This is a genomic window from Streptomyces flavidovirens DSM 40150 (genome assembly GCF_000429085.1).
Lineage (GTDB): Bacteria > Actinomycetota > Actinomycetes > Streptomycetales > Streptomycetaceae > Streptomyces > Streptomyces flavidovirens.
Map to the genome: position 1 here is coordinate 274456 of NZ_AUBE01000008.1, position 14414 is coordinate 288869.

At 72.5% G+C, this 14414-nt stretch carries 14 protein-coding genes; 8 read left to right on the forward strand and 6 right to left on the reverse strand.

All coding sequences use genetic code 11. From position 1 onward, the window contains the following. Positions 1-32 precede the first annotated feature (32 nt). On the forward strand, positions 33-638 hold the full coding sequence (locus tag G412_RS0116270) for a TIGR03086 family metal-binding protein (RefSeq protein ID WP_028813013.1): 606 nt from the start codon (positions 33-35) through the stop codon (positions 636-638). A gap of 79 nt (positions 639-717) precedes the next feature. On the opposite strand, the gene G412_RS0116275 is transcribed toward G412_RS0116270, so the two are convergent. Together G412_RS0116275 and G412_RS0116280 are read right to left on the reverse strand one after the other, a co-directional pair. Then, positions 718-1263, reverse strand: a complete 546-nt coding sequence (locus G412_RS0116275) for a type 1 glutamine amidotransferase domain-containing protein (RefSeq protein ID WP_028813014.1) — start codon at positions 1261-1263, stop codon at positions 718-720. 92 nt (positions 1264-1355) lie between these two features. After that, positions 1356-1793: a CBS domain-containing protein gene (locus tag G412_RS0116280; RefSeq protein WP_028813015.1), complete on the reverse strand. Its 438-nt coding sequence runs from the start codon at positions 1791-1793 to the stop codon at positions 1356-1358. A gap of 314 nt (positions 1794-2107) precedes the next feature. On the opposite strand from G412_RS0116280, the gene G412_RS39690 reads away from it, so the two are divergent. Then, on the forward strand, positions 2108-2284 hold the full coding sequence (locus G412_RS39690; RefSeq protein WP_157839110.1) for a hypothetical protein: 177 nt from the start codon (positions 2108-2110) through the stop codon (positions 2282-2284). A 46-nt stretch (positions 2285-2330) separates the two neighbouring features. Here the strand turns inward: G412_RS39690 and G412_RS0116290 are convergent, their stop codons facing one another. Continuing rightward, on the reverse strand, positions 2331-4136 hold the full coding sequence (locus tag G412_RS0116290; RefSeq protein ID WP_028813016.1) for a thiamine pyrophosphate-requiring protein: 1806 nt from the start codon (positions 4134-4136) through the stop codon (positions 2331-2333). A gap of 268 nt (positions 4137-4404) precedes the next feature. Here G412_RS0116290 and G412_RS0116295 point away from each other — a divergent pair, with 268 nt between their 5' ends. Continuing rightward, positions 4405-5199, forward strand: coding sequence for an RNA polymerase sigma factor SigF (locus G412_RS0116295; protein ID WP_028813017.1), 795 nt, complete (start codon positions 4405-4407; stop codon positions 5197-5199). Here G412_RS0116295 and G412_RS0116300 read toward each other — a convergent pair. Continuing rightward, a complete protein-coding gene (locus tag G412_RS0116300; RefSeq protein WP_028813018.1) occupies positions 5147-6373 on the reverse strand; it encodes a PAS domain-containing protein in 1227 nt (408 codons plus the stop codon). The genes G412_RS0116295 and G412_RS0116300 overlap by 53 nt on opposite strands. A 74-nt stretch (positions 6374-6447) precedes the next feature. On the opposite strand from G412_RS0116300, the gene G412_RS0116305 reads away from it, so the two are divergent. From G412_RS0116305 to G412_RS0116315, 3 genes are all read left to right on the forward strand, one after another. Further along, positions 6448-7155: an ANTAR domain-containing response regulator gene (locus tag G412_RS0116305; RefSeq protein ID WP_037648920.1), complete on the forward strand. Its 708-nt coding sequence runs from the start codon at positions 6448-6450 to the stop codon at positions 7153-7155. 508 nt (positions 7156-7663) lie between these two features. Then, a complete protein-coding gene (locus tag G412_RS34725; RefSeq protein WP_106964106.1) occupies positions 7664-8842 on the forward strand; it encodes an aminotransferase class I/II-fold pyridoxal phosphate-dependent enzyme in 1179 nt (392 codons plus the stop codon). Between the two features lie 38 nt (positions 8843-8880). Further along, positions 8881-9927 carry an MBL fold metallo-hydrolase gene (locus G412_RS0116315; RefSeq protein ID WP_028813020.1) on the forward strand — a complete coding sequence of 349 codons (1047 nt, stop codon included), beginning with the start codon at positions 8881-8883 and terminating at the stop codon, positions 9925-9927. 54 nt (positions 9928-9981) lie between these two features. Here the strand turns inward: G412_RS0116315 and G412_RS0116320 are convergent, their stop codons facing one another. Then, the gene (locus G412_RS0116320) at positions 9982-10599 is read right to left on the reverse strand and encodes a DedA family protein (protein ID WP_028813021.1); all 618 of its coding nucleotides are present in this window, start codon (positions 10597-10599) and stop codon (positions 9982-9984) included. 59 nt (positions 10600-10658) lie between these two features. Further along, on the reverse strand, positions 10659-11438 hold the full coding sequence (locus G412_RS0116325; protein WP_028813022.1) for an MBL fold metallo-hydrolase: 780 nt from the start codon (positions 11436-11438) through the stop codon (positions 10659-10661). A gap of 233 nt (positions 11439-11671) precedes the next feature. Between G412_RS0116325 and G412_RS0116330 the strand changes: the two genes are divergently transcribed. Both G412_RS0116330 and G412_RS0116335 read left to right on the forward strand, forming a co-directional pair. Beyond that, positions 11672-12076 carry a recombinase family protein gene (locus tag G412_RS0116330; protein WP_028813023.1) on the forward strand — a complete coding sequence of 135 codons (405 nt, stop codon included), beginning with the start codon at positions 11672-11674 and terminating at the stop codon, positions 12074-12076. A 143-nt stretch (positions 12077-12219) separates the two neighbouring features. Then, positions 12220-14379: a phage holin family protein gene (locus tag G412_RS0116335; RefSeq protein ID WP_028813024.1), complete on the forward strand. Its 2160-nt coding sequence runs from the start codon at positions 12220-12222 to the stop codon at positions 14377-14379. Positions 14380-14414: the final 35 nt, after the last annotated feature.

Below are 14414 nucleotides of genomic sequence, written 5' to 3' on the forward strand. Positions count from 1 at the left end.
GGACGTGCACGCCGGGTACCCGAAGGTGAACCATGAACACTATGGACTCGAACCTGAATCCGCTCCTCACGCGTCACGGCGAGGCGCTCGCCCTCTTCGGCGGTCACGTGCACGCCGTACGCGAGGACCAGTGGCAGGCACCGACCCCCTGCACCGACTGGTCGGTGCGCGAACTCGTCAACCACCTGACCGTGGAACAGCTATGGGTACCCCCGCTGGTGACGGACCAGCGCACGACCGAGGAGGGCGCCGGCGGCGCTTTCGGCTTCGACCCCGACGGCGACGCGCTGGGCGACGACCCGGTGGCTGTCTGGGACCGGGCGGCGGCGGGCGCTCGCGAGGCGTTCACGGCGCCGGGGGCGCTGGAGCGGACCGTGCGGCTGTCGTACGGGGAGACCCCCTGCTCGGCGTACTGCTCGCAGATGGTGGCCGACCTGGTGGTGCACGCCTGGGATTTGGCGCGGGCGATCGGCGCGGACGAGCGGCTGCCCGACGACCTGGTGAACTTCGCGGTGCGCGAAGTGGGGCCGTACTCCGCCGAGCTGGAGAAGAGCGGCCTGTTCGCCGCTCCGGTGGAGCCGCCGCCGGGAGCCGACGTGCAGACCAAGCTGCTCTCGCTGCTGGGGCGCCGCGTCTGACGCCCGCGCCATGCCACCGGGCCCGCTCGGCCCGGACTCGCCGGGTCCGGGCCGGGGCTGGGGCTCGGTCAAGGCTGGGTCAGGGCTTGGCCGACCGGGCGAACTCCTCGGTGAAGGTGGCGCAGAACGCCTTGAGGTCGTCCGGCTTGCGGCTGGTGATCAGGGTGGCGGGGGTCGCGTCACAGACCTTCACCTGTTCGTCGACCCAGGTGCCGCCCGCGTTGCGGATGTCGGTACGGAGACTGGGCCACGAGGTCAGGGTCCTGCCGCGTACGACGTCCGCCTCGACGAGCGTCCAGGGGCCGTGGCAGATGGACGCGACCGGCTTGCCCGCGTCGAAGAAGGCGCGTACGAACGCCACGGCCTTCTCGTCCATGCGCAGGAAGTCCGGGTTGGCGACGCCACCGGGAAGCACCAGGCCGCCGTACTCGTCGACGGACGCGTCGCCGACCACCTGGTCGACAGGGAAGGTGTCCGCCTTGTCGAGGTGCTTGAACGCCTGGATCCTGCCCGGCTTCGTGGAGATCAGCCGGGGTGTGTCACCCGTGTCGGTCACCGCCTGCCAGGGCTCGGTGAGTTCGACCTGCTCGACGCCTTCCGGCGCCACGAGAAACGCGATCCGCATCGTGCTCCTTCCCCGGAACTGCGTTCCGTGGTGTTGTGCTGTCTCATGCCGTGCTGTTCATGCCGTGCTGTCTGTACCGTGCCGCCGGTGTCTCAGGCGCCGGTGCCGGGGCCCGCGCTGGGCGCTGCCCGGCTGATGTCGGCGAGCGCAGACTGCGGGTCCTGGAACTCCGCGAGATCGCCGATGCTCACCACGCCGAGAGGCAGGCCGTCCTCGACGACGGGAAGCCGCCTTATGGCGTGCTGCCGCATCAGGGCGACGGCCGTCGACACCTCGTCGTCCGGTCCGACGCACACCGGCGCCGGGGTGCATACGGACTGGGCGCTGACCGTGAGGGGATCGACGCCGTCCGCGACCGCGCGCAACGCGATGTCCCGGTCGGTGAGCACACCGATCAGCTGGTTGTCCCGCGCCACCAGCACATCACCGATGTCCTGCGCGCGCATCAGTTGCGCCGCTTCGACGAGCGAGGCATCGGGCCGTACGGCTGCGACACCTGCCGTCATGACTTCCCTCACGAACTGAGCCATGGCTGTCCGCCTCATCTCTCTTCACTCGCGTCTTCGCTCGCGCTGTCGGCTACGGCGCGGGTACCCGTGGCGCGGGCGGCAAACATTCGCCGGCCCGTGGTGTTTGAGCCCCCTCGCACGGGGGACTCGGTGCGCGGCTGAGCGGCCACTGGGAAATGGGATGAGTCTCCGGGCGCGTCCCGCACCGCTTCGAACGGCGGCGGTGCGGGCCGCGCCCGGAGCGTTCCCGTGCCCGAAAGCATTGCTTCCAGGGGGTTTGCGCACCGCCGTGCTGGTGACCCGGCACACAGGCCGTCCCAAGGAAGGACAGGGCCATGGTGGGCTTAGCCGTGCTGATCCCGGTACTCATTCCGGTTCTCATGCTGGGCGTGATCATCGCGCTCGGCCGTTACGAGGAATTCATCCTGCCGACAGCGGCAGCGACAGAGGCGAAGGGCAATCGCCGTCGCCATCGCCGGACAGGCCCGGTGGTGAGCCCGTCCGGCGAATGAGGTTCCGGCGCCGGAAGCGGCGGACTTCCCGGAAGCGGCGAATTTCTCAGTCGTCCGCGCCCGGCCGGGGGCTGCCCGGCAGGAACTCCTGGAGCTTCGACTTCAGGCCCTGCTTCATCACCGCGCCGGCCTCCGCGTCACCCTTCACGAGCGCCGACGCCGTCGCCTCGATCTGGTCCCACGTCGCGTGCGGCGGGATCGGCGGCACCGACGGGTCGGTGACGAAGTCCAGTACCACCGGCCCCTGCGCCTCCAGCGCGGTCCGCCACGCGCTCTCCACCTGCTCCGGCTTCTCCACCCGGATCCCGGTGAGGCCGATCGACTGCGCGAAGTCCGCGTACGACACATCGGGGATGGACTGCGACGGGAGGAACGACGGCGCGCCACCCATCGCCCGCAGCTCCCAGGTCACCTGGTTCAGATCCCGGTTGTTCCAGACGGCGACCACCAGGCGCGGGTCCTCCCACAGGTGCCGGTACTTCGCGACCGAGATCAGCTCCGCCATGCCGTTCATCTGCATCGCCCCGTCACCGACGAGCGCGATCGCGGGACGGTTCGGATGCGCGAACTTCGCCCCGATCGCGTACGGCACACCGCACCCCATCGTGGCCAGCGTCCCCGAAAGCGACGCCCGCATGTCGCCGCGCAGCCGCACATGGCGCGCGTACCAGTTGGTCGCCGACCCCGAGTCCGCCGTCACCATCGCGTGGTCCGGCAGCAGCGGTGACAGCTGCGCCGCCACGTACTCCGGGTTGACGGGGTCGGCGGACAGGGCGGCCCGCCGCTCCATGATCTCCGTCCACCGCTCGACGCCCGCGCAGATCTCGTCGAACCAGTCGCGCGCTTCGTTGCGCCGCAGCAGCGGGATCAGCTCGCGCAGCGTCGCCCGCGCGTCGCCGACGAGGTTCACCTCGTAGGGATAGCGCATCCCGATCATGTGCGGGTCGATGTCGATCTGCACGGCCCGCGCCTTGCCGAACTCGGGCAGGAACTGGGAGTACGGGAAGCTGGAGCCGATGGTCAGCAGCGTGTCGCAGTCCCGCATCATCTCGTACGACGGACGGGTGCCGAGGAGCCCGATGGAGCCCGTGACGTACGGCAGCTCGTCGGACAGCACGTCCTTGCCGAGCAGCGCCTTCGCGACGCCCGCCCCCAGCAGTTCCGCGATCTCCTGGACCTCCGCGCGCGCCCCCGCCGCGCCCTGACCCGCCAGGATCGCCACCTTGTCGCCGGCGTTGAGCACCTCGGCCGCCCGCCGCAGCGCGTCCGGCGAGGGCATCGCGGTCCAGCTACTGCGGTCCAGGCTGGAGGGGACCATCTTGAAGGCGTGCGGCGGCGGCGTGTACTCCAGCTCCTGGACGTCCGCCGGCACGATGACAGCGGTGGGACAGCGCCGGGCGTACGCCGTACGGATCGCCCGGTCCAGTACGTTCGGCAGCTGCTCCGGCACGGTCACCGTCTCGACGAAGTCGGAGGCGACGTCCTTGAACAGCGAGTGCAGATCGACCTCCTGCTGGTACGAGCCGCCCATCGCGCTGCGGGCGGTCTGCCCGACGATGGCCAGCACCGGCACATGGTCGAGCTTGGCGTCGTACAGGCCGTTGAGGAGGTGGATCGCGCCGGGACCGGACGTCGCGGCGCACACACCGAGCCGGTTCCCGAACTTCGCGTACCCGACCGCTTCGAACGCGGACATCTCCTCGTGCCGGGACTGGATGAAACGCGGCTGGTCGTCGGCGCGTCCCCAGGCCGCCAGCAGGCCGTTGATGCCGTCACCCGGATAGCCGAAGACGCACTCGACTCCCCACTCGCGCAGGCGCGACAGGATGCGGTCGGCGACGTCGGTGCTCATATGAGGGCCTCCTACGGGGCGGTGCGGGTGGACAAAGACAGCACTCTGCCGAGTACCAGGCAGGCGGTGATGGAAACCGGCCGCACGCGAAACCCGACCCGTTTGGGGTCCATGAGCGGGGGCACGTGCTCCATGTGCTTCGGACCGGAGGCACGTCCGTGGGAGCGGCAGTCTGGCGCTCCGGGCGTGTCACGTCCTGGAGCCCCGGCAACCCTCCCCGCGGTGACAACCGTCCGACGTCTGCACCGTTCAGGGAGTTGCAACGAAGATGCGTACCACCACCGTCCGCAGGACACACCCGCACCACGACGCCCCCGACACCACCGAGGCCTTCCGACGCCTGTGTGCCATGCCCGAGGGCGAGGAGCGGGACGCGCTGCGCCAGGAGATCGTGAACGCCTGGCTGCCGATGGCCGACCGGCTCGCGGGCCGGTTCCGCAACCGCGGCGAGGCCATCGAGGACCTGCGCCAGGTGGCCGCGCTCGGCCTGGTCAAGGCCGTCGACCGGTACGACCCGGACCACGGCTCGGCCTTCGAGAGCTACGCCGTACCGACCATCACCGGCGAGATCAAGCGCCACTTCCGCGACCACATGTGGACCCTCCACGTGCCGCGCCGCGTCCAGGACCTGCGCAACCGCGTCCGCGCCGCCAGCCAGGAGCTGTCCGCGACCGTCTCGGGCCATGCCCCCACCGTCGCGGAGATCGCCGAGAAGGCCGGCATGACCGAGGAGGAGGCCGCCACCGGCCTTGAGGCACTCGACTCCTTCACCGCGCTGTCCCTCGACGCCCAGCTGCCCGGTACGGGCGACGGGTACTCACTCAGCGACGCCCTCGGCGGCCCCGACGGCGCACTCGACGTCGTCGTCGACCGCGAGGCCGTCAAGCCGGCCCTCAACAGGCTCCCCGAGCGCGAGAAGAAGATCCTCTACATGCGCTTCTTCCGCGACATGACGCAGAGCAGCATCGCCGAGGACCTCGGGCTCTCCCAGATGCACGTCTCCCGGCTGATCAGCCGCTGCTGTACCCGCCTGCGCGACGAGGCTCTGCGGGACGCCGCATAGCGAGCGCCGCGTGGCGCGACATCAGGTCCATGACCTGGCCCTCCGCCATGGAGAACGCCCTGCGGGCGCCCGTACGGAACAGGGTGAGCACTCCCTGTACGGGCCCGGTGGCCCCGCCGTCGCCCGGCGCCGTCAGCGGCACGCACAGCAGTGAGGTGACGTCCGCCCGTACGAGCACCGGATCACCCGCCGGGTCGTGACCAAAGCCTTCCGTGTCCTCCGGCCGCACCTGGAGGCTCGCGGAGCCGCCGCGGGCGGCCTCCGTCACCAGCGGGCAGCCGGCCGGGTCCTGCCCGGCCAGTACCTGTACGAGCGCCTCGTCGCCCGGACCACCTGGGCCGAGCACGAGCGTGCGCTTGAGGGGCTTTCCGGCGACGGTGTCGGCGATCACCCAGTCGGCGAAACGTTCGTGCAGCACTCGGGCCGCGCCTCCCAGGGCGGCTTCCTGGTCCCCGGGCACGACGGACAGCAGCTCCGTCGTCATCGCGTCGACCAGGTCCAGGAGCTCCGTGTGCCGGGTCGTCTCGGCGAGGTCCGGCAGCGCGGGGCGCCGCCGGACCGCCGCGACGGCGCCCGCGGGCCGCGACCTCTCACCGGGCAGAGCCGCGCCGGGGGAAACCCCGGTCTGGAAGACGACGAGCACCGCCGGATGCGGCTCGTCCGGCGGGCGCAGCGCGGTGAGGGTGGCCAGCAGCCGCTCGTCCGGCCGCTGCTGGAGATGGACGAACAGGCTCCGGTCGCCCTCACCGCGCGCCACGGCCGCGGCCTGGGACCGGAACGCGCCCCGGTCACCGGGGCTCAGGAGCGCCGCGAGCGGGCGCCCGGTCGCGTACCCGGCGCGTACGCCGGTGAGTCCCGTCGCGGCGAAGTTCATCCGCCGTACGACGGTGTCCCTGTCCACCAGGGCGACCGCCATCGGCAGCCGCTGGAACAGGGCCTTGAGCAACTGCCGCTCCTGTCGCTCCTGCCGGTCGGGGGAGGAGGCGTTGGGGGCGGCTGCCTTCAGTCGCTCGTAACGGGGCCACAACGTGTCGGCCACGTGCCGGAGTTCGAAGAGAGCCGCGTCGAGGACGGCGAGGTGCTCGTCGGGCGGCAGCGCACGCGCTGCCCTCAACTCGCCGACCCGTCTGACGAAATCTGCCAGCTCCGCGCCGAAGTCGTCCGTCTGCGTCATACGAGAAAGCTAACGGGTCCGGCCGTTTTGCGGACCGGGTGGTGGGAAGCCGCACAAGGAAGGGAGGACGCCACATGCATCCCGAGCCGGAAGTCCATGGACTGGAGCCTGAATCCGCGGTGCGCAGGCTCTCCGAGCTGGCGGAACAGTCCGCACGCTGCGCCCCCGCCAGTTGCGGCGCCGTGGCGACGATGGCCGACGGCGGCACGGAACGGCGCGCCACGGCGACCCACCCGGATCTGGCCGCACTCGCCTCCCTCCAGTTGGCCGTGGGGGACGGGCCGATCCCGACCGCGATCGACCGCGGCGAGCCCGTGGACGCGCACGACCTGCTGCATGAGGAGCGGTGGCCCGAGTACCGGGCCCTGGCGCTCGATTCCGGCGTACGGGCCAGTGTGACCCTTCCCTTCTGCCGGACCGGCATCGAGGTCACCGTCAGCCTCTACAGTTTCCGCCCCGGCGCCCTGGAGCGCGCGGCGTACGGCCCGGTGGGCGTCCTCGGCGAACAGGTGACCGCCGGTCTGGTCCGGGACCGGCGCTATCGCCAGGCCCTGGCCGAGGTGGACCAGCTGGAGACGGCGCTGCGCTCGCGCGCTGTCATCGACCAGGCCTGCGGCATCGTCATGCATGTGCTGTGCTGCGACAGCGGTGAGGCGTTCGCGGTGCTGCGGCAGCTCTCGCAGCGGTCGAACCGCAAGCTGGCGGAGGTCGCGGAGACGGTCGTCGCGGGCAAGGGGAGCGGCCTGGAAAGCACCCTGGCCCGGCTCACGCAGCAGCCCTAGGGCGGCTAGGGCGGCTTGCGCCCGTTCTGCCGGGCGGGGACGACCACAGGCCGGTGAAGGCGCCCGGCGGGGTGAGCCCGTCTCGTCGTACCCGGCCGTGCCCGGCGACGTATCGCCGCAGCGGCACCGCTCATCCGTGCCGTACGCCCGCAAACCCCCGGCCCGGCCTTACGCCCGACGAGCCGCGCGGCTCACCACCGCGGCGCCTGCTCACGCGCCCTCTTCCGCGCGCGTGTCCTCAGTCGCCGGACGGGCCGCATGGGCGGCGGCCGGGTTGACCGGTGGGTGGCATGCACCGCCTTCCCCGGGGAAAGTGTGCCCTTGCCCGCGTAGATCAAGTCCTTCCGGCGGTTGAGGGCCGCCGGCCTGGTGCGCGGGTCGCCTGCTGGGCCGCGCCCGCAAGCGCCGCCCCCGAACCACCCGTATAACCGTATTCAGGGCCAGCCGATCGGCCAGGAGGTGAGCGCATGCAGCGGACGGCCGAGGAAGGACGCGGCCCGGTCCGCGTATCGGGTCGCCCGCCCCCGGCCCCGGCCTGCCCGTACTGCCGGAGCTGTCCGCCGTCCTCGCCGCGGCCGCCGGGCGCACCCACGCCGAACCCCCCGGCGGCGGGCCCGCCCTGCGCGGGGCCGCCGCCGCGTACTGGTGGCGGCGCGGGCTGCACGCCGAGGCGCGCTGCGTGGCCGCCGCGTCCGGCGCCCAGCCGCTGCTGTTCGCGCTGATGGCGGCCGTCGGCGGCGACGTCCTGCTGCCGCGGCCCTGCCCCGCCTGGTGGGTGCCGCAGGCCACGATGCTCGGCCGGGCGGCCTACCACGCGCCCACGCCGGCCGAGTGCGGCGGCGTACCCGATCCGTTCGCACTCCTTGAGACCGTACGACGGGTCCGTGACGAGGGCGGCGACCCGCGCCTCCTGCTGCTGTGCGTCCCCGACGACCCGACCGCCACCGTCGCCCCGCCCGAACTCGTGCACGAGGTCTGCGAGGCGGCGGTTTCCGAGGGCCTGCACATCATCAGCGACGAGACCTGGGGCGACACGCTGCACCGCCCCCAGGAGACGGTGTTCGTCAGCCCCGCCGAAATGTTCCCGGACCAGGTGACCGTCCTCGCCGACCTGGCGGGGGCGTACACCCCGGCGAGCTGGCCCGCCGCCGTCGCCCGCTGCCCTCTCACGGGGTACGGCGCCGCCCTGCACGCCAGGACCCTCGACCTGCTGACCGCGATCGGCGCCGTGGTCGCCGGGCCGGTCGCGGAGGCGGCGACGTACGCGCTCGGTGAGCCGGAGCCGGTGGCCGTCAGGCTCCGGACCGCCGCCGCGCTGCACGCACGCGTGGCCGCCGCCGCGCACCGCGCGGTCCTCGTCTCCGGCGCGCTCGCCCGCCCGCCCCAGGCCGGCCGCCACCTGTACGCCGACCTCGGGCCCCTGCGCGCCGGCCTCGCCGCCCGTGAGGTCACCGACTCGATGGAGCTGGAGGAGTACCTGAGCGCACGCCTCGACACCCCCACTCCAGGCGGTCACCGGTTCGGCGATGAAATGGGCACGCTGCGCGTACGGATCGCGACCGCTCCGCTGCTCGGGGCAACCCCGGAGCAGCGTCTGGAGTCCCTCACGTCAGCGCGGCCACTGGAATTGCCGCATGTGGCCCGAGCGTTGAGCACGTTCACCCAGGCCTTCGACGAACTTCGCTGACCCCAACCCGGCTTACGCCACCGAACGGAGCCCTCTCGATGACGGAGACGCAAGCGCAGACCGAGCAGCAGACCGAGCGGCGGACCGAACGCTCCCTCGCCGGCCCCGGCACGCTCTCTCCGCCCCGGCCCCTGGGTGAGATCCGCACCTGGCCCCGGTCGTTCGCCGACCGCCTCACCACCCCGCTCCCCGGCCTCAAGGCGTTCGCGAGACTCGCCCGCGAGGGAGCCCTGCGGCCGGGACCCGAAGGCCTCCGTGACATCGCGCTGGTGCCGTACGAGCCGGGCCCGCTGCCCGCCGTCGACACCGCCACTCTCGCCGTCACCTGGGCGGGCCACGCCAGTTGGGTCGTACGCATAGGCGGGCTCACGATCCTCACCGACCCCGTCTGGTCGCAGAAGATCCTAGGTACGCCCGCCCGCGTCACGCCCGTCGGCGTCCGCTGGGAGGATCTGCCGCAGATCGACGCCGTGGTCATCAGCCACAACCACTACGACCACCTGGACGCCCCCACCCTCAAGCGGCTCCCGCACGACACACCGCTCTTCGTCCCGGCCGGCCTGGCCCGCTGGTGCCGGCGCCGCGGCTTCAGCCGGGTCACCGAGCTCGACTGGTGGGAGGGCGCCGAACTGGGCGGGGTCCGCTTCGACTTCGTCCCCGCGCACCACTGGAGCAAGCGTTCCCTCACCGACACCTGCCGCTCCCTGTGGGGCGGTTGGGTACTCAGCGACCAACAGGGCTACGGACAACGGGTGTACTTCGCGGGCGACACCGGCTACGGCCACTGGTTCAAGGAGATCGGCGCCCGCCACCCCGGCATCGACCTCGCGCTGCTCCCCGTCGGCGCGTACGACCCGCGCTGGTGGCTCAGCGACGTACACGCGGACCCGGAAGAGGCCGTGCAGGCGTGCGATGACCTCGGCGCGGCGCGCATGGCGCCCATGCACTGGGGCACGTTCGTGCTCTCCGCCGAGCCGGTCCTGGAGCCGCTGACCCGCGTACGGGCGGCCTGGCAGCAGGCGGGCCGGGCGCGCGACCGGCTGTGGGACCTGCCGATCGGCGGCTCACGCGTGCTGGAGCCCTGACGGCCCGGAGCCCTTGACGGCCCGGAGCTTTGACGGCCCGGCCGGGCAGGGCTGTTACGTACGCCGAACCCTGCGCCACACCGCCGGCGCCCCGCTGATGACCAGCGTCAGGGCCACCGCCGCAACCACGCCCTGCCACGGCTCGGGGAAGAGCGAGCCACCGAGGATGCCGATGAGCTGGTACGCCGCCGCCCAGGCGAGGCAGGCCGGTACGTCACCCCGTGCGAACCGGCGCATCGGCATCCGCGACAGCAGGCACGCCACCATCACCGGGATCCGGCCGGCCGGGACGAGCCGGGAGAGCACCAGGACCTGTGACCTGTGCTCGTCGAGCTTGCTCCGTGCCTGCTCAAGGCGGTCGGGCGCGGCCCGGCCGCGCAGCGTCTCCAGCAGGCGCGAGCCGTTCTTCGAGCGGACCCCGCGCAGCCCGAGCCAGTACAGACCTATGTCGCCCAGGAACGCGGCGGACGCCGCCAGTGCGAAGACGACGAGCAGCGCGAACGGGTCGCTGTGGTGAAAGGCCACCACGGCGGCCGTACTGACCAGCGCGCCCGTCGGTACCACCGGCACCAGTGATCCCAGCAGCACCAGCACGAACAGCGCCGGATAGCCGACCGCCTGCTGCGTCGACTCCGGGGGCACCTGACTCACCTGCCCCACCACGCCCACCATGCCCCCCACGTCCACCATGTCCCCCACGCCCCGCGCCGTTTCGGTCAAGCCGGCCTGGATCACCGGCGGTCCGCCGGCCGGACGCTCTCGCCGTGCCGGAGCCGGTGCACCGCGACGTCCGGTGCGAGCCGCGCCGCCTGCCGCACGAACTCGTCACCCGGCGAGTGGAACTCGTGCGGCCTGACCGCGTCCATCCCGATCGGCCAGTACGTCCCGTAATGCACCGGCACGGCCGCGCGCGGCGAGATCCGCGCGAGCGCCTGCGCCGCCCGCCGCGCGTCCAGATGCCCGTGCCCCAGGAAGGGACCCCAGCCGCCGACCGGCAGCAGAGCCACATCGACCGGCCCCACGGCGCCGGCCATGTCGTCGAAGAGCCCGGTGTCCCCGGCGAAGTACGTACGCGCCTCACCGGTGACGACGTAGCCGAGCGCGGGGGCGTGGTGCGGCCCGAACGGCAGCCGCCGCCCGTCGTGCAGCGCCGGAACCGCCCGTACGACCACACCTTTCACCCGTACCTCGTCGCCCGGCTCCACTTCGGTGATGCGCAGCCCTTGCCCCGCGACCCTGCGCAGCGCGGGCACGGCCCGCGCCGCGCCGCGCGGCACGATCAGCGCGGTACCGGGCGCGAGGCGGTCCAGCGACGGCAGATGCAGATGGTCGCCGTGCAGGTGCGATACGAGCACGGCGTCGGCCACGGCGGCCTCGGGCGGCGGCAGCGCACCGCGCCTGCGGCGCAGATGCGCGAGGCGCCGCGCGAAGAGGGGGTCGGTCAGCACCCGGGTCCCGGAGTCCGCGACGGTGCAGGTGGCATGCCCCCACCAGGTGATCTCCACCGCCACGAAAGGCCTCCTCGCCGTCACACAGTCACACCAGTCACACCAGCCCGCCGGTCCTCGCCGGTTCTCCCGGCGATGTGCCCGCTACGAGCGTAGGCGGTGACGGCGAGGGGAGGGGGAGGCCAGCGCCACGACCATGCACTCGTCTCCCCCTGAGTGCGCCCAGTGCGCCTCCACCCCGTCGCGCGTGCGGAGTAGGGTCAGCGGCGACAGCTAGCGCCGCAGGGGGTCGCGTCATGGACGAGGTACGAGTGGCGGTCATCGCCAGTCTGACTCCGCTTGAGGAGCTCGACAGCGATCCGTTCCTGGTGGACACGCGCAGTCAGCAGGCGATGTGCGCGCGCTGGGCCGCCGACAAGGGGTACGTCGTCACACGGCAGTTGCTCTGCTACGGCATGCGCCCGGACCACCGCGCGCTGTGGGCGGACGTCGAGGCGGGGGCGGTCGACCTGTTCGTCGCGCCCAACGAGCGCGTGCTCGCGCGGGCCCTGACCTCCGTGCGCGAATTCTCCGCGGAGTGCGAGCGCAAGGGCGTACGCCTGGAGACGGCCGGGCTCGACGAGCCCGCGTACAGCGCCGCGACGAAGGCCGGCGTGCACCGGAGACTGTCGATGCCGACGGCCGGTTATGACGGCTGCTGACCGTTTTCTGAACTTCCCGGCGTTCTTCTGATCCCTGCCGCCGTCGATCACCAGGCGCGGGCCCGAGCGGTTCGTCCCGCTGTGCCACGCTGGAAAGCAAGCGGGCCCCCAGGTACGGCCCAGGGACGTGAGGTGGGGACGGCGTGGTCCGACGGCGATGGCGCAGCGCGGGCAGTGCCCTGCTGCGCGTGGTCACGGTATGGGCCGTGTCGACGCTCACGATGCTGGTGCTCGCGGGCATCCTGCCCGACTTCCAGCTCAAGGCCGACGACACCGACAGCATCACCCGGGTCGCGCTCACCGCCGTCTGGGGAGCGGGCGCGTTCGGCCTGCTCGGCGCGCTGGTCTGGCCCCTGGCCGTACGGGCGCTGCTGCTCGTACCGGCACTCGTCGTCGGCGTGCTCGCCTTCTTCCTCAACGGCTCGCTGCTGCTCGTCGCGCTCAGCCTCATACCCGACGGGCGCGGCGAGGCCGACCCCGAGACCGCGGTGGTGGTCGCCGCCGTCATGTCCGCCGTCGCCTCGGCGACCTCCGGAGCGCTCGCGGTACGCGACGACGAGGCGTACCGGCGCAGGCTCTCCCGGCTCGCCCACCGCCGCGGCCGGCGCGGCGGCGACGACGGGCGCCACGGACTGCCCGGCACGCTCTTCCTGCAACTCGACGGCGTCGGCCACGACGTGCTGCTCCAGGCGGTCTCCGACGGGCTGATGCCGACCGTGGCGTCCTGGCTCGGCGGGGACGAACCCACGCACCGGCTGACCCCGTGGCGTACCGACTGGTCCAGCCAGACCAGCGCCAGCCAGCTCGGCATACTGCACGGCTCCAACCACGACATCCCCGCGTTCCGCTGGTACGAGAAGGAGGGCCGGGAGGTCGTCGTCTCCAGCCGCCCGGCCGGCGCGGCCCTGATGCAACGCCGCGCGATCGCCCGCACCGGCGACGGCGGGCTGCTCACCTTCGACGGCGCGAGCCGCGGCAACCTCTTCAGCGGCGGCGCCGACCAGCTCGCCCTGGTCCTGTCGATCGCCGCCAGGCGCGGCAAATCCAACCGGTCCCGCGCCGGTTACTTCGCGTACTTCTCCGATCCGGCCAACGCCGTACGCACCGCCATGTCCTTCGCCGCCGAAGTCGTCCGCGAGATCGGCCAGTCCACCCGCGCACGGCTGCGCGGCGACGGCCCGCGAGTGAAGCGCGGCGGCTTCTACCCCTTCATCCGGGCCTTCGCGACCGTCGTCCAGCGGGACATCGTGGTCGCCGCCGTCCTCGGCGACATGCTCGCCGGACGTACTGCCGTCTACGCCGACCTGGTCGCGTACGACGAAGTGGCGCACCACTCCGGACCGCACAGCACGGACGCGCTGAAGGTCCTTCAGCGGCTCGACCGGTCGCTGGAGCTGATCGCGAAGGTCGCCGAGCACGCCCCGCGCGCGTACCGGATCGTGCTGCTGTCCGACCACGGGCAGAGTCCGGGGGAGACCTTCCAGTCGGCGTACGGGCTCACCCTCGCCAACCTCGCCAGGGCCGGCTGCGGGCTGCCGGTCCCACGCCGCGCGGCACGCACCACCAGCGCGTCCGAGGCGCGCGACGCCGTACGGACCGCGCTGCACCGGCCGGTGCCCGACGACGAGGAGGAACAGGAGCACCCGGAGCCCGCCACCGATCCGGTGGTGCTGGCCTCGGGCAATCTGGGACTGATCTCCTTCCCCGACGTGGCGGGCCGGGCGACGCGCGAGCAGATCGACCGCCACCACCCGGCGCTGCTGACGACGCTCGCCAATCACCCCGGAATCGGCTTCCTGCTCGTACGGAGCGAGGAGCACGGCCCGCTGGTGCTCGGGGCCGGCGGCGCGGAACTGCGGCTGGACGGTGACGACGGAAGCGGCGACGGCCGTACGGGCGAGACGGGGCCGCTGGCGGTCTTCGGCGCGGGCGCCGCCGACGCCGTACGCAGAACCTCCGGCTTCCCCCACGCCGCCGACATCATGGTCAACTCCTGGCACGACCCCGAGACGGGCCGGGTGCACGCCTTCGAGGAGCAGATCGGCTCGCACGGCGGCCTCGGCGGCGAACAGGGCAGACCGTTCCTCATGTCGCCGTACACCCTCTCCGCACCCGTCTGCGACGGGCGGGAACTGGCGGGCGCGGAGCAGGTGCACCGGGTCCTGCGGCGGTGGCTGCGGGAGTGCCAGGGGCCGCAGGTGCCCATGGTGGTGGGGGAGTCGGCGGAGGATCGGCGGCCGGAACCGGAAGCGGAAGGACCTTTTCCGGTCAGTGACGGCGCCGTGCAGGATAAATCCGCCTGATTTGGTGCGCCTCTCTCCGTACCAGAACATGGTCA